The 23,166-nt window shown below is 70.7% G+C and carries 21 protein-coding genes; 13 read left to right on the forward strand and 8 right to left on the reverse strand.

The window, feature by feature from the left end; genetic code table 11:
• Nucleotides 1-78: 78 nt before the first annotated feature.
• Entirely contained in the window at nt 79-633 is a 555-nt protein-coding gene (locus tag ACZ6O2_RS12340) for a hypothetical protein (RefSeq protein WP_466022874.1), read from the reverse strand.
• Nucleotides 634-919: 286 nt separating this feature from the next.
• On the opposite strand from ACZ6O2_RS12340, the gene ACZ6O2_RS12345 reads away from it, so the two are divergent.
• The 3 genes from ACZ6O2_RS12345 to ACZ6O2_RS12355 all read left to right on the forward strand — a co-directional run bounded on the left by ACZ6O2_RS12345 (nt 920) and on the right by ACZ6O2_RS12355 (nt 2,972).
• On the forward strand, nt 920-1,729 hold the full coding sequence (locus ACZ6O2_RS12345; protein WP_466022969.1) for an AraC family transcriptional regulator: 810 nt from the start codon (nt 920-922) through the stop codon (nt 1,727-1,729).
• A 10-nt stretch (nt 1,730-1,739) separates the two neighbouring features.
• Nucleotides 1,740-2,459, forward strand: a complete 720-nt coding sequence (locus tag ACZ6O2_RS12350) for an SDR family oxidoreductase (protein ID WP_466022875.1) — start codon at nt 1,740-1,742, stop codon at nt 2,457-2,459.
• A 96-nt stretch (nt 2,460-2,555) separates the two neighbouring features.
• Entirely contained in the window at nt 2,556-2,972 is a 417-nt protein-coding gene (locus ACZ6O2_RS12355) for an ASCH domain-containing protein (RefSeq protein WP_466022876.1), read from the forward strand.
• 12 nt (nt 2,973-2,984) lie between these two features.
• Here ACZ6O2_RS12355 and ACZ6O2_RS12360 read toward each other — a convergent pair whose 3' ends face one another.
• On the reverse strand, nt 2,985-3,146 hold the full coding sequence (locus ACZ6O2_RS12360) for a hypothetical protein (protein WP_466022877.1): 162 nt from the start codon (nt 3,144-3,146) through the stop codon (nt 2,985-2,987).
• 219 nt (nt 3,147-3,365) lie between these two features.
• On the opposite strand from ACZ6O2_RS12360, the gene ACZ6O2_RS12365 reads away from it, so the two are divergent.
• From ACZ6O2_RS12365 to ACZ6O2_RS12400, 8 genes are all read left to right on the forward strand, one after another.
• Nucleotides 3,366-4,538, forward strand: a complete 1,173-nt coding sequence (locus ACZ6O2_RS12365; protein ID WP_466022878.1) for a sensor histidine kinase — start codon at nt 3,366-3,368, stop codon at nt 4,536-4,538.
• A complete protein-coding gene (locus ACZ6O2_RS12370) occupies nt 4,535-5,197 on the forward strand; it encodes a response regulator transcription factor (protein ID WP_350712163.1) in 663 nt (220 codons plus the stop codon). The genes ACZ6O2_RS12365 and ACZ6O2_RS12370 overlap by 4 nt, the downstream gene beginning before the upstream one ends.
• Before the next feature lie 227 nt (nt 5,198-5,424).
• A complete protein-coding gene (locus ACZ6O2_RS12375) occupies nt 5,425-5,847 on the forward strand; it encodes a DUF6223 family protein (RefSeq protein ID WP_466022879.1) in 423 nt (140 codons plus the stop codon).
• A 250-nt stretch (nt 5,848-6,097) separates the two neighbouring features.
• Nucleotides 6,098-7,309, forward strand: coding sequence for a D-alanyl-D-alanine carboxypeptidase family protein (locus ACZ6O2_RS12380; RefSeq protein ID WP_466022880.1), 1,212 nt, complete (start codon nt 6,098-6,100; stop codon nt 7,307-7,309).
• A 125-nt stretch (nt 7,310-7,434) separates the two neighbouring features.
• Nucleotides 7,435-7,947 (forward strand): membrane protein insertion efficiency factor YidD, encoded by a 513-nt coding sequence (yidD, locus tag ACZ6O2_RS12385; protein WP_466022881.1) that lies wholly within the window; start codon nt 7,435-7,437, stop codon nt 7,945-7,947.
• Nucleotides 7,948-8,407: 460 nt separating this feature from the next.
• Nucleotides 8,408-9,370, forward strand: coding sequence for a zinc metalloprotease (locus ACZ6O2_RS12390; RefSeq protein WP_350712160.1), 963 nt, complete (start codon nt 8,408-8,410; stop codon nt 9,368-9,370).
• Between the two features lie 224 nt (nt 9,371-9,594).
• Entirely contained in the window at nt 9,595-10,947 is a 1,353-nt protein-coding gene (locus ACZ6O2_RS12395; protein ID WP_466022882.1) for a serine hydrolase domain-containing protein, read from the forward strand.
• Nucleotides 10,948-11,103: 156 nt separating this feature from the next.
• A complete protein-coding gene (locus tag ACZ6O2_RS12400; protein ID WP_466022883.1) occupies nt 11,104-12,318 on the forward strand; it encodes a cyanophycinase in 1,215 nt (404 codons plus the stop codon).
• A gap of 87 nt (nt 12,319-12,405) precedes the next feature.
• On the opposite strand, the gene ACZ6O2_RS12405 is transcribed toward ACZ6O2_RS12400, so the two are convergent.
• Nucleotides 12,406-13,023, reverse strand: coding sequence for an HflX-like GTP-binding protein (locus ACZ6O2_RS12405; protein WP_466022884.1), 618 nt, complete (start codon nt 13,021-13,023; stop codon nt 12,406-12,408).
• 112 nt (nt 13,024-13,135) lie between these two features.
• On the opposite strand from ACZ6O2_RS12405, the gene ACZ6O2_RS12410 reads away from it, so the two are divergent.
• Both ACZ6O2_RS12410 and ACZ6O2_RS12415 read left to right on the forward strand, forming a co-directional pair.
• The gene (locus tag ACZ6O2_RS12410; RefSeq protein WP_466022885.1) at nt 13,136-14,392 is read left to right on the forward strand and encodes a serine/threonine-protein kinase; all 1,257 of its coding nucleotides are present in this window, start codon (nt 13,136-13,138) and stop codon (nt 14,390-14,392) included.
• Nucleotides 14,393-14,475: 83 nt separating this feature from the next.
• Nucleotides 14,476-16,266: a vWA domain-containing protein gene (locus ACZ6O2_RS12415; protein ID WP_466022886.1), complete on the forward strand. Its 1,791-nt coding sequence runs from the start codon at nt 14,476-14,478 to the stop codon at nt 16,264-16,266.
• 154 nt (nt 16,267-16,420) lie between these two features.
• Here the strand turns inward: ACZ6O2_RS12415 and ACZ6O2_RS12420 are convergent, their stop codons facing one another.
• Genes ACZ6O2_RS12420 through ACZ6O2_RS12440 form a run of 5 tightly spaced genes read right to left on the reverse strand, consistent with a single transcriptional unit; the run spans nt 16,421 to nt 23,147 of the window.
• Nucleotides 16,421-17,902 (reverse strand): ABC transporter substrate-binding protein, encoded by a 1,482-nt coding sequence (locus tag ACZ6O2_RS12420; protein WP_350712154.1) that lies wholly within the window; start codon nt 17,900-17,902, stop codon nt 16,421-16,423.
• A gap of 56 nt (nt 17,903-17,958) precedes the next feature.
• On the reverse strand, nt 17,959-18,858 hold the full coding sequence (locus ACZ6O2_RS12425; protein WP_466022887.1) for an ATP-binding cassette domain-containing protein: 900 nt from the start codon (nt 18,856-18,858) through the stop codon (nt 17,959-17,961).
• Nucleotides 18,855-20,639, reverse strand: coding sequence for a dipeptide/oligopeptide/nickel ABC transporter permease/ATP-binding protein (locus tag ACZ6O2_RS12430; RefSeq protein ID WP_466022888.1), 1,785 nt, complete (start codon nt 20,637-20,639; stop codon nt 18,855-18,857). Before ACZ6O2_RS12430 ends, ACZ6O2_RS12425 begins: the two co-directional genes overlap by 4 nt.
• Nucleotides 20,626-21,612, reverse strand: coding sequence for an ABC transporter permease (locus ACZ6O2_RS12435; protein WP_466022889.1), 987 nt, complete (start codon nt 21,610-21,612; stop codon nt 20,626-20,628). Before ACZ6O2_RS12435 ends, ACZ6O2_RS12430 begins: the two co-directional genes overlap by 14 nt.
• A 50-nt stretch (nt 21,613-21,662) precedes the next feature.
• Entirely contained in the window at nt 21,663-23,147 is a 1,485-nt protein-coding gene (locus ACZ6O2_RS12440) for an ABC transporter substrate-binding protein (RefSeq protein WP_466022890.1), read from the reverse strand.
• Nucleotides 23,148-23,166: the final 19 nt, after the last annotated feature.

Below are 23,166 nucleotides of genomic sequence, written 5' to 3' on the forward strand. Positions count from 1 at the left end.
AAGTGACTGACCTGCATGATCTGTGGTCACGACCGCGACGACAGTGCCGTGCCGCCTGCGGCCTGGGCAGGGGCCATCTCAGTCCTCGACGTCGGGTGACTCCGGCGGCGGCAGCGGCAGTTCGACGGCGGCGACCGCTCCCACCCGCACGGCGGAGTGCGCCGGCGGCAGCATGTCGGCTCGCGGCGAGCGGCTGTGCACCCTGCCCCGGCCAGTCGGGTCCGGTCGCCGGCTCACCTCGCAGGTCACCATCCGGATCGGCGGAGGCGGTGCCGTGAACCGGCCGGCACCCCAGCGCACCCACAGCGGGACCCGCCCCGCGTCGGCTTCGGCGAGCAGCTTCTCCCACGTGCGGCGGCGCGTACCGTGATCGACCTCGACGACGACCGGCGGGCCGTCCGGGCGGGCACAGGCCACGTCGAGCACCGACTGCTGTGCGGACATCGGCGGCGGCAGCGGCAGCACGCTGAACGCCCGCCGGTAGACCCGCCAGCCCCGCTGTTCCGCCCAGTCGACCACCGCGTCGATCAGCCGGGCGGTGACCTGGTCCGTCGTCAGGTCGGTGAAAGAGACCGCGTCGAGCCGGTCAGCCAGCGACGCCGCCAACCGCTCCCCGTCCTCACCGACCACCACCGCCGCAGGGTAACCGCGCAACCGGCCGTCCGCGCCGGCGGGGCCGCACGAGAACAGGCGCGAGGACGGCGGCGCCGGGGTGTGGCCGCCGGTCACGATCGCCGGCGCGCCCGGAATCCGATGCCCGACCCGCCGAACGACCGACACGGTGGCGCCACGGCCGAGCCGTGCGCCGCGCAGGCACCCAGGAGACGCTGTCGACCGAAGCGGATGCCCGGCAAATCGATGTGTGGGCGGGTCAGCGACGCGCCACTGCGACTCGAACCAGTCCCCAGACGCGTGGATGATGGCGGCTGTGAGCCACGTGCACTCCATACCGGTGCGGGTCCCTCCTGAGCCGTGCGAGACGATCGCCAGCCTCCCGCATCCGCGACTGCGGCCGTATGTCGTGGGTTACGCGGGCTTCCGTTCAGGTTCGGGAGCAGCCGTACGGCACCGGGTCCTGCCGATGAACCTGGCCACGATGATCGTCGACTTCGCCGGGCCGAGCAGGGTGGTCACCGGGCCCCGAAGTGACCCCGTCGTCTACGAGCAGACCGCGTGGGGGGACGGCGTCTCGATCGGCCTGACGCCGGCCGGAGTGACCGCACTCCTCGGCGTGCCGATGCGGGAGGTGGCCGGCGGCACCTTCCGGCTGGCGGACGTCCTCGGCCACCGGGAGGCGGAGTTGGCCGAGCGACTCGGGGAGGCACCGGACCGGCCGGCGTGGTTCGCGTTGCTGGACGACTTCCTGACCGCTCGGCTTGCCGCGGAGACCGGGCCGGACGGGCTGACGATGCGTGCCTGGCGGCGACTTCAGCAATCGGCGGATCGGCTCCGGATCAGCGCGTTGGCCGACGAGCTCGGCGTCAGCCGGCGCACCCTCGAGCTCCGGTTCCAGCGACAGATCGGCCTGTCGCCCGGAACTGTCGCCAGGATCGCTCGGTTTCAGCGCGCCCTGCGCATGCTCACCCGATCCGCCGGCCTGCCACGGACGGCGGTCGACTGCGGCTACGCCGACCAGCCGCACTTCAACCGTGAGGTACGCGCCATGTCCGGCCTGACCCCGACCGAGCTGTGCGCATTCTTTCAATACCAGGAGCTCTCCCCCGGCTAGCGTCCCCGGCATGAGGCTCACCGGCAAGACCGCACTCGTCACCGGCGGTTCGCGGGGAATCGGCCGGGCGATCGTGCATCGACTCGCCCGCGAAGGCGCGACGGTCGTGTTCACGTACAAGGAGAACAAGGCGGCAGCCGACGACCTCGTCAGCCAACTCGCCGGCACGATCGCCGTCCGCGCCGACCAGGAGGACCTCACCAGCATCTCGGCGATGTTCCAGCCGGTTCGCGACGGCTTGGACATCCTCGTCAACAACGCCGCTGTCAACCCCCGAGCGCTGATCGCGGACATCACCGAGGACGAGTTCGACCGAGTGTTGACGGTCAACACCAAGTTCCCCGTGCTGGCCATGCGCGAAGCGGCGCCGGTGCTGCGCGACCAGGGCCGCATCATCAACATCTCCACCCTCAACACGGTGGTGCCGGCGCCCGGCCACTCCCTCTACTGCGCCAGCAAAGCCGCGCTCGAACAGTTCACAGCGGTCGCCGCCCGAGAGTTCGGCGCCCGTGGCATCACCGTCAACACGATCTCGCCCGGCGCGACCGACACCGACCTGCTGCGCGCCGCCAACCCTTCGGAGGCGCTGGCCCAGACCGCCGCCCTCACCGCGTTGCAACGGCTCGGCCAGCCCGACGACATCGCGGCCGTGGTCGCCTTCCTCGCCGGGTCCGACGCCCGGTGGATCACCGGTCAGAACATCCGTGCGACGGGCGGGCTGCTCGTCTGAGCTCGACGCCGACGCGGAGCCCTGCCAGGGGTGGTTGTTTGGTGCCCGCCGGAAAACCCGGTGAACGTCTGTGGACACCGCACTACCCTCGTCCGGGTGATCGCTGATCTGCCCGCGTTCGAGTTCGCCTTCCCTGGCCCGCTGCGCGACAAGCTGGTCGCCGCCGTACTCGACGGGACGAAGACCACCACCACCGGTCTGCTCCAGGACTACGAGATCGACGGCGAGCCGCTGCCGGTGGTGGGCACCCGAGCGGCGGTGATCGACTCCGCCGGCCGCCGGGTCGCAGTGATCGAAGTGACCGACGTGCGTGTCAGCCGACTTGGCGACGTCGATTTCGACCACGCTCGCGACGAAGGCGAAGGGGACGACTCGGTTGCGGCCTGGCGAGCCGGGCACGAGGACTACTGGCACGGGACGGACTACCGGGGCTGGCTGGGCAGACCGGACTTCACCGTGAACGACGACACGCCGGTCGTGCTGGAGCGGTTCCGCCTCGTTGCGACGCTCTGAGCTGTACCCGGTTCAATCAGCCGGTTCCGGCTGCGGCTCCCCCGCGACCGCCATGCCCACCCGGGCGTACACGCCGTCGACCAGCAGCGCTCCGGCTGTCGCCGGCCAGAGAGCGAAGAGCGCGCCCGCGAACCAGCCGGCGAGCGGAGACCAGAACACCGCACGGCCGGACACGGCGATTCTGTCACCGACCGTCTACTGTGAGCGATCCGCCGTCCGTGCCCCCGATGCCTGGCCGACAGCACGCGCGGGCAGGCCGACGCCGCCCGGCTCCGATCACCGCCACCGCTATGACGTCCAGACAGGTGTGGAGCGCGGGTCGCCCGCCACCTGACCGCACGCCCGCCGGTCGGATGTTCTCCCGGCCAGTGCCGGGAGGTTAGGCTTCGGCGCATGTCGAGGTGGCGATGGCAGGGCCGTCCGGCGAACATCGCCCTGGTGCTCGTGGTCGGCCTGGTGGCCCTCGTCGGCCTGGTGGTGCAGTCGCGTGGCATCGACACCGCCGCTGAACGGGCGGCGCTGCTGGCCGTGCTGGCCTCTTCCGGCGCGCTGTACGTCCGCCGCCGCCATCCGGTCGCGGTGGGCGTGGTGGCGCTGGCCGCCGTCGGCGCGTACGGAGTGTTGCTGCACCGGCCCGGGCCGATCATGCTGGTGTTCGTCGTGGCGCTCTACACCGTCGTCGACGAGGGGCACCTCGCGGTCGCCGTCGGGCTCGGTCTCGCCTCGGTGCTCGCCTTCGCCGTCGCGGACAGCTACAACAGGACAGCAAACAGTGCGAACGGGGCGACGCTGCTGCACGCCGGCTGGCTCGTCGCGGTCATCGTCGGCGTGACCCGCAACCGCCGGGCCTACCTCGCCGAGGGACAGGCCCGGGCGCTCGCCGCCGAGCAGCGGATGGAGGAGGAGGCCCGGCGCCGGGCCACCGAGGAGCGGCTGCGCATCGCCCGCGAGCTGCACGACGTGCTCGGGCACCACCTCTCGCTGATCAACGTGCAGGCCAGCGCCGCGCTGCACCGGCCGGACCCCACCCGGTCCGCGCAGGCCCTGACCGCGATCAAACAGACGAGCAAGGAGACGCTGCGCGAGTTGCGTACGACTCTCGGGATCCTGCGGCAGGAGGGCGAGGCGCCGACCGCGCCCACACCCGGTCTGAATCGCCTGTACGAGCTGGTCACGGCGGCCGGCCGGTCCGGATTGGAGATCCGCACCGAGCTGACCGAAACCCGGCCGCTACCACCGGAGGTCGACCTGGCGGCGTACCGGATCGTCCAGGAGGCGCTCACGAACGTGACCCGGCACGCGGGCGCGGCCGCCGCGGTGATCCGAGTCCGGCCCGACCACGACGACGTGCTGGTGGAGGTCGAGGACGACGGCACCGGCGCACCGGGCCCGCCCGGCAACGGGATCCTCGGCATGGGCGAGCGGGCCCAGACGTTGGGCGGTTCGCTGAGCACGGGCCCCGGGCCGGACGGCGGCTTCCGGGTGCGCGCCCGCCTCCCGCTGCGGCCCGACCCGGTGCCGGCGGGAGCGCCGGCGCGGCGATCGGAACCGGGGGGCGCGGCGTGATCCGGGTGCTGCTCGCCGACGACCAGACCCTGGTACGCGCGGGGTTCCGGTCCATCCTTGACGGCGAGGACGGCATCGAGGTGGTCGGCGAGGCCGCCGACGGCGCCGAGGCGGTGCGGCTCGCCCGGCAGCTGCGGCCGGACGTCGTCCTCATGGACGTCCGGATGCCCGTGCTGGACGGCCTGGCCGCCACCCGGGAGATCGCCGCGAGCTCCGATGTCCGCGTGGTCATCCTGACCACCTTCGACCTGGACGACTACGTCTACGGCGCGCTGCGGGCCGGCGCGAGCGGCTTCCTGGTCAAGGACACCGAGCCGGCGGAGCTGATCCACGGAGTGCGGGTGGTGGCGCGCGGTGACGCACTCATCGCGCCGTCGATCACCCGCCGGCTGATCTCCGAGTTCACCGCCCGGGCCACGCATCCGGACCCGGGGCCGCGGCTGAGCGCGCTCACCGAACGGGAGCGTGAGGTGATGGCGCTGGTCGCCGCCGGCCTGTCCAACGACGAGATCGCGGCGCGGCTGGTGCTGAGCCCGGCCACCGCGAAGACGCACGTCAGCCGGATCATGACCAAGGCCCAGGTCCGGGACCGGGCCCAGTTGGTGATCCTCGCGTACGAGTCCGGCCTGACCGTCCCCGGCTGGCTCGCCCGCTCCTGACAACAACCTCCCGGGCACGCCGGGTGCCTGGCGGTGCGGCTCGTCGGATCTGCCTGCGGGGCGAGTGTGCGGTTGCGCCGGTACGGGGAGACAACCGCAGCGGTACGACGCCCGGAGCGCGTACAACCCGGGTGGTAGGCCCATCGGCAACTCCGGCATGACGACCCGGAGCCACGCTGGTACATACGCTGCCGCCTGTACCCGTCACGCGACCGAAGGAATCCTCGATGTCCATCCGCCACATGTTTGCCGCCGCCGCAGCCGCCCTGCTCGGGGCGTTCGGACTTGCCGCACCGGCGGCCGCGCACGTCTCGGCCCAGCCGGCCGCGGCCAGTGTCTACACCATGAGCGCCGGGCGAATCGGGGCCAGCGTGGCCGCCGTGCTGGGGCTGATCGGCGTGATCATCGGCGGGCTCGCTCTGGCCCGCCCCTCCAGTCGCATCGGCATCGGCAACGGGCGCGGCGGAGCCACCGCGGCCCTGGTGGCGGGGCTGATCGGCATCGCCCTCGGTGGACTGGTCGTGGCGACCTCCGACAGTGGCATCGGCACCGGCAACGGGCGCGGCGGAGCCTACGTGGCCCTGGTGGTGGGGCTGATCAGCAGCGTCCTCGGTGGGCTGGCTCTGGCCCGCACCCGCCGCACCGGCTGACCCGGCCCCGAGCCGCCGCCGGGTGCCCCCGCCCGGTTCCGGCGGTCGGCTTCCGGCAGCCGCAAACGGCAGGCTACCCGCCTCTGAGCAGCGCAAACATGGAGCCGTCGGCCCCTTTGCCATGTGGCCGCGGCAGGGAATCGGCCACCGAGGCCACCGGCTTCAGTGCCCGGGCATGCTCGCAGTCACCGCGACGTGCTTTTCTCCAATCGCACCGTACCCGCCTCTGCGACGATTACCGTACGTTAACGTGACTGACTTTCGGGTTACCGCCTTGACGCTCAGCGCGCTCCTGGTTCTGCCCGCTGGCGCGCTCGTCGTGACACCAACGCCGGCGGTAGCCACGCCGTACGTGCCATGCCCCGCCGTGAAGCCGTCGGTTCCTCCGCCCGCCATGCCGTCTCCGCCACCGGTTGACCCCGCTCAGCGGGCGGTCGGGGGGCAGGCGCTGGCGACGCCGGGACTGGCCATCCCTGCGGATGCGCCGAAAGCTCCGGCAGTGACCGCCACCGCGTGGCTCGTGGCGGACCTCAACAGCGGTGAGGTCCTGGGCGGGTGCGGCCCCCACGAGCACCGAACGCCAGCCAGCGTGCAGAAGCTGCTGCTCGCGGCGTCCCTGATGCCCCGCCTCGATCCGGCCGACGTCGTTCAGGTGACCCGGGCGGATCTGCGCGATCTCGATCCGGCGAGTTCGCTGATGGGGGTGGTCGAAGGCGGCCGGTACTCGATCGAGAGCTTGTGGCTGGGGCTTCTCCTCAAGTCGGGGAACGACGCGGCCAACGTGCTGGCTCGCGTCGGCGGCGGCGCCGCCGGCAGGCAGGGCGGAGTCGACGCGATGAACGACGAGGCGCAGCGGCTGCGCGCGAACCAGACACACGCCGCAACGCCCTCCGGCTTGGACGGCCCCGGCCAGTACACCAGCGCGTACGACCTCGCGCTGATCGCGCGAACCGTCTTCGCCCGCGAGGACTTCCGGCGCTACATCGCCACCGAGGTGGCACAGATACCGGCACGGCCGGAGAACCCGGCAATCGAGATCACCCATGACCAGACGCTGCTGGGCCACTACCCCGGGACGCTCGGAGGAAAGACGGGCTTCACCGACCTGGCTCGGCAGACGTACGTCGGCGTAGCCGAACGCAACGGGCGACGGCTCGCGGTGACCCTGCTCGGGGCGGAGACCGCGCCGCTGGGGAGTCTGGGTGAGGCGGCAGCGCTGCTCGACTGGGGCTTCGCTCTTCCTGCCGGCGCGTCCGTCGGCCACCTGGTCGCACCCGAGGAAAAGAAGCACGATCGCCCCGTGGTCCCCGTCAAGGGCGAGCAACACGGCGGGGCCGGGGAATCGTCGTCCCTGTCCGTGCCCGCCGGCCTCGGCCTCGGCGCCGCCCTCGTGCTAACCGTCCTGATCCTGGCGGCCCCACGGCGGCGCAATGACGCGCGGGGTGAAGGCGGCCAACGGTAGGGAGTCCAAGCCCGCGCATCCGCACGGGCCCACGGCAACGTCGATCTCCGATGACCGCGACCACCAACAGGCTCCGGGTGCATCCCCGGCCGGGCGTCTTGCCCCGACCAGGCATGATCCCACCCATGACGATCAACAGCGCCGGCCACTCCGGGAGCCAGGGGCCCTGCCGCTGCCGTAACTCGGCCGCCTGCCACGCCATGGGCCACTGCCACAGCCAGGTCGGCTCCCGTCGTCAGGGACCCGGCTGCAAGGGCCGCAAGGGGGCCCTGGACTCCTGTGGCGACGACCCTTGCAGCAGCCCGGGCTGCTGCGACTTCGGGCTCTACTCCACCCTGCTCACCCTGGGCGCCGCCGTGGCGGGCGTCGCCGGTGGCCGGGCACCCGCCCGTGAGGGCCGATCGGCCGGCAATCGGCCGGGAACCCTGGACCGGGCCGGTCTCGCCGCGATCCGCGGCTACCGCCGCTGGCTGTCGCACCGCTGGCCGGGGCAGTGCCGGTACACCCCGACCTGCAGCGCGTACGGACTCGCCGCCGTCGACCGCTACGGGCTGGCCGTCGGCGGGCGGCTCGCGGCCGCCCGGCTGCGCCGTTGCCGGCCGGAGGTGCCGGTCGGAACCGCCGACCCGCTGCCCTGATCCGAGGCCGCCGGGTGAGCAGTTTGTGGTGCACACAGACACCACCCGGCCAGCCGGGCCGCTCCGGGCGGCCGGCGGCTGCCAGCGTCCCCGTCTCCGCCGGCCCACACGACGCCGCCCACACCCAACCCCACGGCGGCTTGGCCTGGTCACGCGGTTGGTGGAGCAGGTCCGAGGGGCCGGTATGCGGCTGACCGGCGATGGCGGCCGGCGGCAGCAGCCCACGAGGCCCGGCCGCCACCAGCCGCCACGGGGCTCGGACAGGGCCATTCGTTGGATCTTCGATGCCGGAATGCTGCCGTCGAACGCCGACGGACCGGCGATGCTCCCTCACTTGGGGCCTGTTGTTACCGCCGGCGGCGTGTTCTCATACCGAGACGACGATGTCTGTGAGCTGGTCGGGTCGACCCTCGTTCGTCCCGCTCCACGACCCCATCCCCCATGCGTGAAAGGTGCAACGATGCACAGGAGACTGACGTTCCAACTGGCAGTCCTGACCGCTACCGCGGCGACGTTCCTGGCGGCCGGTGGGGCCTCCGCGGCGGTGGGCACGGCAGGGTCCGTGACCGCCTCCGCGGGTGTCGCGGAGTGTGAGCCGGGGGCCGAGGGGCACAGCGCGGCACGGGTCGCCGAGGGCGCCACCGCGCAGGAGCCGGAGCTGTACTCCAAGAACGAGGCGAACGCCTACGGCGTGATCAAGGATTCGCCGCGCCTGCCCAACGGCAGCGTCACCGTGCCCACGGTCTTCCACATGATCTCCGACCACCCCCTCAGCGCGGCCGAGACGAACAGGTGGAACACCCTGATCGCGGCGCAGATGACGGTGCTCAACGATTCGTTCGCGGGCCGCACCGCGGCGAACGCCTCCGACACGCCGTTCCGGTTCTCGCTCGTCGACACGACGTGGACGGTGAACAGCGACTGGTACACGGTCGTGCCGGGCAAGAACGAGCGGGACATGAAGCGTGCCCTGTACACCGGCGACTCCCGCACCCTGAACGTGTACGCGGCGAACATCGGCGGCGGGCTCCTCGGCTGGGCGTACTTCCCGAAGGGTTACAACAACGGCCGCGACTACATCGACGGCGTGGTGATGCTCGACGAGTCGATGCCGGGCGGCACGGCGGGCAAGTACGCCCTGGGTGACACGCTGACGCACGAGGTCGGGCACTGGCTGATGCTGGAGCACACCTTCGCGCACGGGTGCTCCGCTGCCGGCGACTACGTCGCGGACACCCCGCGGGAGGCGGCGCCGCAGTTCAACTGCCCGGTGGGCGCGGACACCTGCACGGCACCCGGGCTGGACCCGATCCACAACTTCATGGACTACACGCAGGACGCCTGCATGAACATGTTCACCCCGGGCCAGGCGGACCGGATGAGCGACGCCTGGGTGGCATTCCGGGCCGGCGGCGTCAAGTAACCACGCACGTGTCGGGGGTTGGCGGGCCGCGGTCAGCTGCTCGTCAACCCCTCCGTGTCGGCAAGCACGGGCGGTCACGGCGCCGGGCGGCTGCGGTCCCTTCCAAGCCGGAGGCCACACGACGACGTCGCCATCCGCCCATCAGGTAGGCACACTGTCCGTCGAACGGGCGGACCGGCCGGGCGAGCTGGATTCGGTCAGGCTGACCTGCCATGATGCCGCGCATGTCACTGCGCCGCCGTACCGTGCTCGGCGCCGGTCTCGCGGCCGCCGCCGCCACCCTCGCCGGCTGCCGCGAGGTGGTCCGTTCGGCCACCGCCGACCCCACCTCCGTGCCCAGCCCGTCGGCCGCGTCGCCGCGACCGGCAACGCGACGGGATGCGGCCCCGAGGGCCGCGGCGCCAGCCACCACCGGCAACCCCGTCACGTTCGCCGACCGCAGGCTGCTCCGCGAGCTCGACCGCCACCTCGTCCCGACCAGCGCCAACCCCGAACACCCGGCGTACGCGGGCGCGATCGCGCTCTGCCAGGTGAACGGCACCACCACGGCGCGGGCGTGGGTCGGCAAGGCGCTGCGCTACGACGCGGGCCCGGTGCTGCTGCCCGAGTCCAAGCAGGTCGCGATGCGGCCCGACTCGATCTTCGACCTCGCCTCGATCACCAAGGTCTACACCGCGATCCTCGCGCTGCAACAGGTCGACAAGGGACGGATCGACCTCGACGCGCCCGTGGCCGAATACCTCCCGGGATTCACGGGCACGGGCAAGACCAGGGTCACCGTCGCCATGCTGCTGGCACACACCAGCGGGCTACCCGTCGGAGCCAAGGTCGCCGGCCTGCCCGACGACGCGGCCCGCCGGGCGGCGGTCCTCGCCACTCCCCTGGTCAGCGACGCAACCCCCGGCACGGTCTTCCGCTACTCCAGCGTCGGCCTGATGGTCCTCGCGTTCCTGGTCGAAAAGGTCACCGGACAGCGGCTCGACCAAGCCCTCAAGACCGGGCTGACCGGGCCACTCGGCCTCAAAGACACCGGATTCAACCCCAAGACCTGGCTCAGCGCCTCAGATCAGGCGAGCCGACTCGTCGCCACAGACGCGCGCTCCTCCCGAGGGCTGCTCCGCGGCGTGGTACACGACGACGTCGCCAACCACATGGGAGGAATCGCCGGCCACGCCGGCATCTTCAGCACCGCCGCCGAGGTAGCCGTCATCGGGCAGCTGCTGCTCAACGGCGGCATCCACAACGGCACCCGGATCCTCTCCGAAGAGATCACCCGGCAGATGCTCACCAACGTGAACACCGGCCTGCCCGCCGTCGACCCGGAACGACCCCACCGCAGCTCCGCGCACGGCCTCGGCGTCGTGCTCGACCAGCCCTGGTTCATGGGCAGGCTCAGCAGCCCCCGCACCTTCGGGCACACCGGCTTCACCGGCACCTCCCTGGTGGTCCACCCGGACCGCCGGATGGTCCTGGTCCTCCTGACAAACCGCGCCCACCCGAACTGGAGCTGGGCGAACCCGGACCCGGTCCGCGTGGCCGTCGCCAACGCCGTCTCCGCCACCGCGACTCCGCGTTAGGCGGCCCGACAACCAACGGCCACGGCTTGCCGTCAACGTCGACGATCCGGCATTGCCTGACGGCACGCCGCAACCCGCCCTGGTGGCAGGTAGCCGTCGCCCAACAGGCATCGGCGTTCTTGACGCCTTTCATCCGGCTGTCTAGCGTCGGTTGCCATGACCCGGCCCAAGTTTCTGCCGCTGCTCACCGCCCTGATCATCACCGTGACCGCGGCGGCCCTGCCCGCCAGAGCCGCGTCCGCCGATCTCGCGGGATCGGCGAGCGGACCGGGGGCGGTCATGCTGATCGGCGGTGCTCTCGCCGACGACAACAGCGCCGTCTACGGGGAGTTCGTCCGGCAGGCCGGTGGCTCCGGAGCGCGTATCGGCGTGCTGAGCGCGTCCTCGGCGTCGCCGCACTGGGCCGCCAACCAGGTGGGCAAGGTCCTCGAGCGGTACGGGGCGGCGGAGGTCACCTGGATCCCGGTGAGCGTGAAGAAGAAGGGCAGCGGCGACGACGCGGCGAACGCCGCGCTGGCCGCGTCGATGACCGGTTTCTTCTTCGCCGGTGGCGACCAGTTCCGCTACGTGGAGTCGATGATCCACGCCGACGGCTCCGACGGGGCGGTACTCGCCGCGATCCGGCAACGCTTCCAGGCCGGCGCGCCGGTCGCGGGCACCAGTGCCGGCATGCAGATCTTCGCCGGCCCCGACATGATCACCGGCGGGTCGAGCTACTACGGGATCCGCGACGGCGCCCGCACCGGCTACTACGACACCGACGAGATCCTCGGTTACTGGCCCGCCGGTGGCTTCAACTTCTTCACCTCCGGCCTCGTCGACACCCACTTCGACGCGCGCGGCCGCAACGGGCGGTCGCTCCGGCTCGCCGCCGACACCGGGCACGACCGGGTGTACGGGGTGGGTGAGAACACCGCGCTGGTGGTCACCGGAGCGGGCACGGCGAGCGAGACCGCGCGGGTCGTCGGCACGAACGGGGTGTCGATCCTCGACCTGCGCTCGGCCCAGGTCGGCGCAGTCGGCGGGCACTGGTCGATCAGCGGTGTCCGGTGGAGCTACCTCACCGACGGCGACAGCTACGATCCCGGCCGGTGGCAGGTCACGAAGGGCGCGACGAGCGTGCCGGCCTCGCCGCACGACCGCGCGGCGGCACCGCCGTCGACCGACGTGTTCGGCTCGTACGCGCTGCGCGACGCCGCCCTCGACCTCGCCGACGCCGGGCAGTCCACCGCGACGACCGGCACGACTGCGGAAAGTGGTCCGCGTTTCGTGGTCGGGTTGACCAAGGACGCCTCGTTCCTCGCGTACACCGCCGGCGGGGCCGGCCCCGCGTCCTTCACCGACCTGACGGTGTCGATCCAGGTTGGCTGAGCCACCGGGTTCCACTGGCCGAGGAACGACCCCGACCGGTCGATCTCTCCCTGAAGGCTGCGCGCGACTCGTGGCATGTGCGGGCGCTCACCGGCCGGGGGCGACAAGCTCCTCGCCGCTGATCACGAAGCACCCGAACATGTCGCTGAGGGCAGCGCGTTGGTGGCTCGTCAGCGGGTTCACGAAGACCACGACGCCGACCCTCGCGGCCCGGCACGCCTGCGCGATTTCGCGCGCTCTGCCGGCGCTGAGCAGCGTCCGCCGCGAGAACGGCTCGGTCATCTTGGCCGCACCGCCGTGCGAGACACCCCGCCGCTGGACGTGCCGGCTCGCTACCCGCCCGCCGTGTGCCTCCACCGCAGCCGCCAGCAGGTCGAGCTTTGGGCCGGACTCATCGTCCTTCGCGGAGAACAGGCCTACGAGCGCCACGTCGGCGCCCGCCAGCACGGAGGCCGGTGGCCTGGTCGGATCTCGCCGCACGGGGCCATGATGCCAGGTTCCTGACGGCCTCTCCGAAGACCGGCCGGTGAGCCGAGAGGTACGCCGATCAGCCATCGCCGTAGACGGGCGGCGACGCGACCCGATCGAGACGATTTCGTCGAGCAGCACGCCCGCGTCGCCCGGTTTGCGCCCCATCCGGACACGCACCTGGGCGAGGGCTTCCAGCGCGCGACACGCACCAGCGAGATCCGCCGCCTCGGGCACCGGATCCGCCGTTTGCCCGGTCGGACAGCCTCGGCTGTGCGGTGCCGGCATGGCACGATACTCGGTGTCCTCCGCCGCCGGGTGGTCGGGACACGACACTGATGGAGTCGGGATGACAGGACTGGCCGGCGCACCGGTGCCGGGGCTGACCCCACTGTGGACGCACGACCCGGTCACCGCCGGCCCCTACCGGCTGGTCGGTCGTCTGGGCGCGGGCGGGCAGGGCGTGGTCTACCTCGGCGAGGACGACCAGGGGCACCGCGTCGCGGTCAAGATGATCAACATCGACCTGCGCGACCCCCGGGCCCGGTCGCAGTTCACGAAGGAGATCGCGGCAGCACGCCGGGTCGCGCCGTTCTGCACGGCGCAGGTGCTCTTCGCCGAGGTGGACGGCGAACCGCCCTACGTGGTCAGCGAGTTCATCGAGGGACCGACCCTGCACCGGCACGTCCGCGAACACGGGACGGTCAATGGCAACGCGCTGCACCGGCTCGCCGTCGGCACAGCCACCGCGCTCGCCGCGATCCACCGCTCCGACGTCGTGCACTGCGACCTGAAGCCGGACAACGTGGTGCTCGGCCGGGACGGCCCCCGGGTGATCGACTTTGGCATCGCCCGCGCGCTCGGGGTCACCGAGACGGTGACCAGCCGGGTGATGGGAACGACCGCGTACATGGCCCCGGAGCGGTTCCGCAACGACGCGGTCGCCCCGCCCTGCGACGTCTTCGCCTGGGCCGCCACGATCGCCTTTGCCGCGAGTGGCCGGCCGCCGTTCGGCAACGACTCGCTCTTCGCGGTCATGCACCGGGTCCTGAACGACCCGCCCGACCTGCCGCCGCTCCCGCCGGGCCTGGAGGAACTGATCCGGGAGTGTCTGGCCAAGGATCCAGCGGACCGGCCGGCGGCCGAGCAGGTGCTGATCCGGCTGCTCGGGCAGGACGTCCGGGTCAGCGGTCGGGTCCGCCAGGAGAACCTGCTCCAGATGGGAAACGACACCGCCGGCGCGCCGACGACGAACGAGCCGCTGCCCACGTCGGCGACGCCGCAAGCCGAGCCGACACGTGTGGCACCGAGGCAGGCCCGACCGATGCCGCCGCCGGACCAACCTCGGGCATCGACGTCGGATGCACCCGTCGCGTCGTCCCGCCCGGTCGAGGGCTGGGGGCGGCGGCTGCGCCGTGAGTCCGTCGAGCCCTGGGGTGTGTCGACTGCGATCGTCCTCGGCTCGGGGGGCGCGGCCGCCGGCTACGTCGCGTCGAGCACGGTGGGCGTGGCCGCAGCGATGGGGACGGCCACCTTCGTCGTGGTCTACCTGGTCCGGCTGCTGGTCGCGACGGCTCTCGGCGGCGGCGCCTCCGACCGTCTCTGACGGCCGGGTCCGGAGCCGTCCCGGTTGGCGCTGGAGCGATAGGTTGACTGCTATCCGTCAACCCGTCGAGGAGGACATTTCCGATGGCCCCAGCCCCGCCGCAGACACGGCAGTGGTTGCCGTACACCGCCGCCGTCACCATCGGGTTGCTGGTCATCGCCGGGGCGTTCGTGCTGGTCCGGCAACGGGACGCGGGCACCGACCGGCCCCGCGCCGACTGCACCACCAAACTCGAGGTCAACTCCTCGACGGAGAAGGCGGCGCTGCTGGTCGAGTTGGCCGAGCGGTACAACAGCAGTGACCGGTCGCTCGACGGCGGCGGCTGCGCCCAGGTGCACGTGAGTGCCCTGAACTCGGGCAAGGCCGCGGAGGCGCTGGGCGCCGGCTGGAGCGGCGTCCGCCTACCCGAGCCGCAGGTCTGGTTGCCGACGTCGAGCCTGTGGACCGGTCAGCTCCGGTTGTTCGACCAGGCCGCCGGGCGAGCGCCGCAGACGCCGGACCGGTATCCGTCGATCGCCAACAGTCCCCTCGTGATCGCGATGCGACAGCCGAAGGGCGAACTGGTACGCCAGCGCGGAGCGCTGGGCTGGGGGGACATCCTCGGCCTCTCCGGGCGGGAGGGGTGGGCCGGTTTCGGTAAGCCGGAGTGGGGCCGCTTCACCTTCGGCAAGGACAACCCGAACCTCTCCACGTCGGGGCTGGCGGCGACCATCGCCACCTACTACGCCGCCGCCCAGCGGTCCAGCGACCTGACCCGGTCGGACCTGGTGGACCCGAAGGTGACCCAGTTCGTCCGGCGGATCGAGGCCAACGTGTCGCACTACAGCGACGACGTGGTGGACCTGCTGCGGGACCTCGCCGAGGCCGACCTGGCCGGCGGGGACGGGAGCACGGACGACATGAGCGCGATGGTCATGCAGGAGGAACTGGTCCACCTCTACAACGAGGGGAGACTGAGCCCGACGCACGACGGTCAGGAGCGGGGCCAACGGCCGAACGTCCCGCTGATCGCCGTCCACCCGAAGGAGGGCACCTTCAACCTGGACCACCCGTTCGTGGTGCTCCCCTCCGCCGACGAACGGCAACGCGTGGCGGCAGCCGACTTCCTGGCCTTCCTGACCGAGGACGCCCAGCAGCGGAGCTTCGCCCGGCTCGGCTTCCGGGACCACGAACGCCGGGCCCCGGCGGAACTGCTCGCCAGCGTCGGCACCGAGCCCACCGGCGGGCTGACCTACTTCGAGCCGCCGGACCCGGCCGTGGTGAACGCGATGTTGGACGGCTGGAGCACGCTGCGCAAGAAGGCCAACATCCTGATCGCGCTGGACACCTCCGGATCGATGGAGGCGGCAGTCGGCGACCGTACCCGTTTCCAGGTCGCCTCGGCGGCGGCGGCCAAGGGACTCGCGCTGCTCAACTCGGAGGACCGGGTGGGGCTCTGGTCGTTCTCCTCGGAGACGTCGAAGCGGCCCGACGGCCCGTACCGGGAGGAGGTCCGGCTCGATGACTTCGACCAGCAGCGGATCACTCGCCGGATCGGTGGCCTGCATGTCGAGGGGGGCACCGCGCTGTACGCGACGGTCCGGGCCGCCCACGGACACCTGCTCGACCGGTACGACCCGGAACGGATCAACGCGGTCGTGGTGCTGACCGACGGCAAGAACGAGTACGGTCGGGACAACGACCTGGCCCGGTTGCTCGCCGATGTCGCCCTGGATCCGCGGCGCCCGGTCAAGGTCTTCTGCATCGCCTTCGACCGGGAGTCGGACTTCGCCACGCTGGACCGGATCGCCAAGGCGTCGTCGGGCAAGGCGTTCGACGCCACCGACCCTGCCAAGATCGACGAGGCATTCGTGAAGCTGGTCAGCAGCTTCTGAACTACTCCAGAGCGTCCTGACGCCGACACGCCGCCCGCCCGCAGGGCCGGGCGGCGTGTCGACTGGTCGTCAATCAGCTTCGGCACCGGCGCCTGCGCATTTGCGACAAGCGCGTCACCGAGCTGCTCGACGCCCACCCGGACGTCGTCATCGGTCAGGAGACCGGCCTGATGCGTCCCCAGTGCCACCAGGGTACGGAGAAGCCGATCTGGTCGGCCCAGCCGAAGAACTTCTCGCTACGCGGGTAGTAGGTGCCGTACCAGAACAGCGGCACCCACTCGGTGTCCCTGGCCCACACCGCCTGCAGGTGCCGGTAGTGCTCGCGGCGCTCGTTCCTCGTCGCGGCGGTCCGCGCGGCGGCGTAGGCGCCGTCCACGTCGGCATTGCGGTGCAGGCCCATGTTGTTCCGCCCGCCGGAGGAGTACTTGGTCGCCGTGATCTCCGGATCCGGCGCCATCGACCCGCCGACGATGATCAGGTCGAAGTCGTGTTGCTTGCGTACCTGGCGGGACCAGTCCACCGACGACAGGCCGGCGAAGGTCACCTCGAAACCGACCTCGCCCAACTGGCGCGCAACCAGCTCGGCCAGTGGTTTGTGGCCGTGGAACATGTCCATGTAGAACATCGACAGCCGGGCACGCACTCCCGACCGGTCCGCGGTGACACCGGCATCGTCGAGCAGGGCGCGTGCCCGTTCCGGGTCATGACCGGGCGCCTTGGCGTCCTGGTTGAAGGCCCACGAGGATCCGAGCAGGTAGTGGTCCCATGCCTGGGAGACCCCCGGATCGCCCAGGTCGGCGATCTCGTCCCGGTTCACCGCGTACGCGATCGCCTCACGCACCCGCCGGTCCTGCCACAACTCGCGGCCGTGGTTGAAGTCCAGCAGCGCCATGCCCGGACCCTCCCGCTTGAGGATCTCGACTCCCGGCACCCCTTCCACCAGGCCCAACCGGTCGCGGGTGAGGGTGTCCTGGGGAACGATGTGGGCCTCGCCGCGGGCGACCATCCGGACGCACTCGTCCCGGTCCGGCACGATCTTCAGGATCAGCCGGTCGATCTGCGGTCGCGGGCCCCAGTGGTTCTTCACCGCCTCCATGATGATGTGCTCGCCGGGGACCCATTCCGCGAGGCGGAACGGGCCGGAGCCGACCGGCTTCAGGTTGTGCGGGTTCGTCGCCCAGTCCGTTCCCTCGTACAGGTGCCGGGGCAGGATGTGCGCGAAGATGAAATTGCCGAGCAGGACGAGGAACCCGGCGTTCGGGGTGTGCAGGTGGTAGTCGACGGTGTGGTCGTTGACCGCGACGATGGTCTCCACATCCGTCAGGAACATCGCGCCCTGATAGCCCATCTCCTTGGCGTGCAGATGGGTGTAGACGACGTCGTGCGCGGTCAGCGGCGTGCCGTCCTGCCAGCGGGCCGCCTGGTTGAGGTGGAAGCGCCACCGGCGCGACCCGTCCAACTGCTCCCAGTGCGTGGCCAGGTCGGGAAACGGGTTGGTCTCGTACCATTCGTTCAGCACGACCCGGTTGTAGATGTTGTTGCAGGCCAGATAGCCAGCGCTACCCGTCACGTTCCGGTACACATCGTTGAACTCCACCGCATCATGCGGCGTCGCCACCACGAAATCGACAGACATAGGCGCGTCTCTCCGTTTCTGTGCAGTTCGACAAGTAGCTGGCCATTCGGCGGTCGCTAGCGAAGATCGCCATGCGGGCAGGGCGGCAGTCCGTCGGATTCCGTCGGCCACCGGCGCTGCAGCATTCGGGGCTTGGCTCGTTCGATCCGCGGGTCGGGCACCGGCACGGCCGCGAGGAGTTCCCGGGTGTACGGGTGCCTCGGCTCGCCGATCACCTGCTCGGTCGCGCCCAGCTCGACCATCTGCCCGCCATACATCACGCCGACCCGCTGGGAGATCTCCGCGACGACGGCGAGGTCGTGCGCCACGAAGAGGTAGGAGACCTCCCGCTCCCGCTGCAACTCCTTGAGCAGATCCAGGATCGCCGCCTGAACCGAGACGTCGAGTGCGGACACGGGCTCGTCCAGCACGATCAGCTTCGGATTCAGGGCCAACGCGCGGGCGATCGCGATGCGTTGACGCTGACCACCGGAGAACTCGTGCGGAAACTTCCGCAGGCTGGTCGCCGGCAGCCGCACCTGATCGAGGAGGGCCAGCGCATTCCGGCTGGTCGCCGGCAGGCCGTGGATCTGCGCCGGCTCGGCGAGAATGTCCGCCACCGTCATCCGCGGATCCAACGACGTGTACGGGTCCTGGAAGACGACCGACAGCTCACGCTGCAACGCGCGGGCGCTCGCGCCCTTGAGCTGGGAGACATCCTCGCCGAGGAACAGCACCCGGCCCGCGGTCGGCCGCTGTAGTCCGAGGATGGTTCGTAGCAGCGTGGTCTTACCCGAACCCGACTCGCCCACGATGCCGACGGTCTCCGCCGGGCCGACCGAGAACGAAACCGAGCAGAGGGCGTGGACGATGGACTGTCCGCGCCGGCGGGCCGCGCGCGGCGCGCCGAAGTGCTTCACCAGCTCCATGACCCGCAGCAGCTCGGCGGTATCGCCGGGGCGCGTCTGCACACTCATTTCCCCTCCACCGCCTTGCCTGTGAGCCGTGGGGCCAACGACAGCAACTTCCGCGTGTAGTCCGATCGGGGGTCGTCGAATATGTCGAAGACGTCCCGTTCTTCGACGATCTCGCCCTGGTACATGACGGCGACGCGATCGGCGATACCGGCGACGAGGGCCAGGTCGTGGGTGATGAAGAGCATGGCCGCGCCGGTACGCTCCCGAGCCACCGCGAGGGTGGCCATCACCTGGGCCTGCACCGTGACGTCCAGGGCGGTGGTGGGTTCGTCGGCGATGATGAGATCCGGGTCGTGCACCATCGCCAGGGCGATGGCGATCCGCTGGCGCATGCCGCCAGAGAGCTGATGGGGATGCTGGTCGAGGCGGGCCTCCGCGTCCTTGATGGCCACGCTCTCCATGAGTTCGACCGCCCGCCGCCGGGCTTCGTCGCGGCTGACGGCGCCGGCCAGCTTCATCGAGTCCTCGAACTGGGCGCCGATGGTGAGCACCGGGTTGAGGGTGGTGGACGGATCTTGCAGGATCATCGCGATCCTCCGCCCCCGGTACGTCCGCCACTGCTCGAAGCTCAGGCCGGTGAGTTCGGCGCCGTCGAAGACGACCGACCCGGTGCCCGTCGCGTTGCTGGGAAGCAGCCCCACCAGCGACAGTCCGGTCAGTGACTTTCCTGACCCCGACTCGCCGACGAGGGCGACCACCTCGCCCGGCCGGATCTCCAGGCTGATCGAATCCACCGCCACCTGCGCACCGAACCGCACGGAGAGGTCGGTCACCTTCAGCAGTGCCTCCCCCGCCCCTGCCACCTCCCGCACGGGCGGCTCCCCGCGGCGGCGACGGCTGGCGGTTGAGCGCGGTTTCGCCAAGGGGTTGGTCGGCGAGGACTTCGGGTTGAAGGCGTCCCGCAGCCCCTCTCCGACGTAGTTGACCGCCAGCACGATGGTGATGATCAGGAAGCCCGGGAAGTAGAACAGCCACGGCCGGGTCAGCACCGCCGATTGCGCGTTCGCCACCAGTAGGCCCAGCGAGGTGTCCGGTGGCTGCACCCCGAACCCGAGGAAGGACAGGCTGCTCTCGGCGAGAATCGCCACGCCGAACATCAGCGTGCCGGCTACCACGATGTGGTCCGAAACGTTGGGCACCAGGTGCCGGAACATGATCCGGGCCGGGCTCGCCCCCATCACCCGCGCCGCATCCACGAAGGCCTGCTCGCGCAGACTCAGCACCACACCGCGGACCAGGCGGGCGACCGAGGTCCACATGAGCGCCCCGAGGACCAGCGCGAGGCCGAGCCAGGAGACTCCCCGGCCGGCGACCAGCGAGCCCAGGAACGCGGCGAGGGCGAGGGTGGGCAGCGTGAGCACGAGATCGACGGCGCGCATCACGGTGGCGTCGACGAGGCTGCCGAAGTACCCGGCCGTCACGCCCAGGACCACGCCGATGATGCAGGCGACGATGGTGACCGAGAAGGCGATCAGGAGCGACTGCTGCATGCCGCGTAGCACCAGCGCGAACAGGTCACGGCCCAGGGTGTCCGTACCCATCGGGTGTTGCGGTGACGGCGCCTGCGACAGTTCGGACGTGATGTCGGTGTAGTTGTACGGCCAGAGCGGCGGGACGATGACGGCCGCGAGGATGACGACGACGAGTACGCCCAGGGCGACCATGCCCACCCTGTGCCGGAGAAACCGGCGGGCGGTGACGGCCAGCCTCGACGTCCCGGGTTCACGCCCCGTCGCGCCGGGTTCGATCGCCAGATCTTTGGTGAGCTCAGGACTTGGCATAACGCACCCGCGGATCCACGAAGCCGTACAGGATGTCGGCGAGAAGGTTGAAAACGACCACGGCGGTCGCGGCGATGAGCAACCACGCGAGTACGGCGTTCGTGTCGCGCAGCGCGATCGACTCGAGCAGGAACCCGCCCATGCCGCGCCACTGGAAGACCGTCTCGGTGATCACCGCACCGGAGAAGACGACCGGAAGGTCCAGCGCGACGATGGTCACGATCGGGATGAGCGCGGGGCGGACCACGTACGACCTGACGATGCGCCGGCGGGACAGCCCCTTGAGTACGGCGAACCGGACGTGGTCCCCGGCCAGTCCTTCGGCCACCGCCGCGCGTTGGTAGCGGCTCCAGGTCGCGAAGTGCACCAGGGCCAGCACGATCGTCGGCAGGACCAGGTGCCCGGCGATGTCCCCGGCCAGGGGCAGTAGGCCCTCTGGTCGGGGCACCGACGCCTCCCCCACCGTGTAGAAGATCTGGTAGCCGGTCAGGTCGTTCAGCCCGATCCCCCACTGCTTCAACAACACTGCCAGCCAGAACGACGGCAGCGCGAGAAGCACGAACGCGGCCGGGGTCATCAGCAGGTCCGGCCAGCGACGCTGGTGAAGCGCGGATACCGTGCCGGCGATCAGGGAAAGCACGAGCGCCAGCACGATGGCCAGCAGGACCAGGCGCAGGGTGACCCCGACCCGGGTGCCCAGCTCGGCCCCGATGTCGCGGGTGGCGATCGTCGACGGACCGAAGTCGCCGGTGAGCACCCCGCCGAGCCAGGTGAGATAGCGCAGCGGTAGCGGTCGGTTCAGGCCCAACCGCGCTTCCTCGGCGGCGATCACCGACTCCGGGACCGGCGGTTGCCGGTCCCGGAGCTCGGCCAGCGGATCTCCCGAGACCGAGATCACTGTGAAGATCACGATGGAAGCGAGCAGCAAGACCAGGATGGCGCTTGCCAGCCGTCGAAGGATCAACCGAATCATGTCTCCGCGCCTCCTCTCCTCGGGAAGATCTGTCTGTGGTTACCGCGGGTTCAGACCGCGCGGATGCGGCCCCAGTGCCACCAGGGCACGGAGTAGCCGAGTTGGTCGGACCAGCCGTAGAACTTGCTGCTGCGGGCGAAGTACGTGCCGTACCAGAACAGCGGCACCCACTCGGTGTCCCTGGCCCAGATCTCCTGCAGGCGCCGGTAGTGCGCGCCGCGTTCGGCCAGGCTGCCCGCAGTGCGTGCGGCGAGGTAGGCGGCATCGACGTCAGGGTTGTGGTGCTGGGCCATGTTGCCCTGGCCGCCGCTGGTGTACTTCGGGGCGGTGATCTCCGGGTCGGGCGCCATCGATCCGCCGACGATGATCAGGTCGAAGTCGTGGGCGCCGGTGACCCGGCGCGCCCAGTCCACGGACGAGAGTCCCTCGAAGGTGACGTCGAAGCCGATCGCGCCCAGCTGACGGGTGATCATCTCCGCCAGTGGTTTGTGCCCGTGGAAGCTGTCCATGTAGAACATCGAGAGCCGGGCCCGTACGCCGGAGGCGTCGGCCGTCACGCCGGCCTCGTCGAGCAACGCGCGCGCCCGTTCCACGTCATGGCCCGGCGCCTTGGCATCCGGGTTGAACGCCCACTCCACCGAACCCAGCAGGTAGTGGTCCCACGCCTGCGAAACTCCCGGGTCGCCGAGTTCGGCGATCTCTTTCCGGTCGACGGCGAGGGCGACCGCCTCCCGGACGCGCTGGTCCTGCCAGAGCTCCCGGCCGTGGTTGAAGTCCAGCAGCGCCATTCCCGGCCCCGGATCACGCAGCAGCTCGATGTCCGCTGTGGCGCCGTCGAGCAGGTGCAGCCGGTCCTTGGTCAGGGTGTCCTGGGGGAAGAAGTGAGCCTCACCGCGGGCCACCATCCGGACGCACTCGTCCCGGTCCGGGACGATCTTCAGGATCAGTCGGTCGATCTCCGGCTGCGGCCCCCAGTGGTTCTTCACCGCCTCCATGACGACGTGCTCGCCCGGTATCCATTCCGCCAGCCGGAACGGGCCGGAGCCGACCGGCTTCAGGTTGTGCGGGTTCGTCGCCCAGTCCGTTCCCTCGTACAGGTGCCGGGGCAGGATGTGGGTGAAGATGAAGTTCCCCAGCAGGACGAGGAATCCGGCGTTGGGGGTGTGCAGGTGGTAGTCGACGGTGTGGTCGTCAACCGCGACGATCGTCTCCACGTCCTTCAGGAACCGGCCGCCGGTGTATCCCATCTTCATCGCGTGCAGGTGGGTGTAGACGACGTCGTGCGCGGTCAGCGGGGTGCCGTCCTGCCAGCGGGCCGCCTGGTTGAGGTGGAAGCGCCACCGGCGCGACCCGTCCAACTGCTCCCAGTGCGTGGCCAGGTCCGGGAACGGGTTGATCTCGAACCACTCGTTGAGAACCACCCGGTTGTAGATGTTGTTGCAGGCGATGTATCCGGCACTCGCGGTGGTGTTGCGGTAGACGTCGTTGAATTCCACCGCGTCATGCGGGGTGGCCACCACAAAGTCGATCGTCATCTAAATCCTTTCTCGAATG

It is taken from the genome of Micromonospora sp. NPDC048040, from assembly GCF_055587185.1.

What these genes read in the sequence shown, in the direction of transcription:
- ACZ6O2_RS12425 (WP_466022887.1), bottom strand. Translation starts at nt 18,858, where the DNA reads ATGAGTGTGCAGACGCGCCCCGGCGATACCGCCGAGCTGCTGCGGGTC.
- yidD (WP_466022881.1), top strand. Translation starts at nt 7,435, where the DNA reads ATGACGATCAACAGCGCCGGCCACTCCGGGAGCCAGGGGCCCTGCCGC.
- ACZ6O2_RS12345 (WP_466022969.1), top strand. Translation starts at nt 920, where the DNA reads ATGGCGGCTGTGAGCCACGTGCACTCCATACCGGTGCGGGTCCCTCCT.
- ACZ6O2_RS12430 (WP_466022888.1), bottom strand. Translation starts at nt 20,639, where the DNA reads ATGCCAAGTCCTGAGCTCACCAAAGATCTGGCGATCGAACCCGGCGCG.
- ACZ6O2_RS12420 (WP_350712154.1), bottom strand. Translation starts at nt 17,902, where the DNA reads ATGTCTGTCGATTTCGTGGTGGCGACGCCGCATGATGCGGTGGAGTTC.
- ACZ6O2_RS12390 (WP_350712160.1), top strand. Translation starts at nt 8,408, where the DNA reads ATGCACAGGAGACTGACGTTCCAACTGGCAGTCCTGACCGCTACCGCG.
- ACZ6O2_RS12400 (WP_466022883.1), top strand. Translation starts at nt 11,104, where the DNA reads ATGACCCGGCCCAAGTTTCTGCCGCTGCTCACCGCCCTGATCATCACC.
- ACZ6O2_RS12440 (WP_466022890.1), bottom strand. Translation starts at nt 23,147, where the DNA reads ATGACGATCGACTTTGTGGTGGCCACCCCGCATGACGCGGTGGAATTC.
- ACZ6O2_RS12375 (WP_466022879.1), top strand. Translation starts at nt 5,425, where the DNA reads ATGTCCATCCGCCACATGTTTGCCGCCGCCGCAGCCGCCCTGCTCGGG.
- ACZ6O2_RS12410 (WP_466022885.1), top strand. Translation starts at nt 13,136, where the DNA reads ATGACAGGACTGGCCGGCGCACCGGTGCCGGGGCTGACCCCACTGTGG.
- ACZ6O2_RS12395 (WP_466022882.1), top strand. Translation starts at nt 9,595, where the DNA reads ATGTCACTGCGCCGCCGTACCGTGCTCGGCGCCGGTCTCGCGGCCGCC.
- ACZ6O2_RS12415 (WP_466022886.1), top strand. Translation starts at nt 14,476, where the DNA reads ATGGCCCCAGCCCCGCCGCAGACACGGCAGTGGTTGCCGTACACCGCC.
- ACZ6O2_RS12365 (WP_466022878.1), top strand. Translation starts at nt 3,366, where the DNA reads ATGTCGAGGTGGCGATGGCAGGGCCGTCCGGCGAACATCGCCCTGGTG.
- ACZ6O2_RS12435 (WP_466022889.1), bottom strand. Translation starts at nt 21,612, where the DNA reads ATGATTCGGTTGATCCTTCGACGGCTGGCAAGCGCCATCCTGGTCTTG.
- ACZ6O2_RS12350 (WP_466022875.1), top strand. Translation starts at nt 1,740, where the DNA reads ATGAGGCTCACCGGCAAGACCGCACTCGTCACCGGCGGTTCGCGGGGA.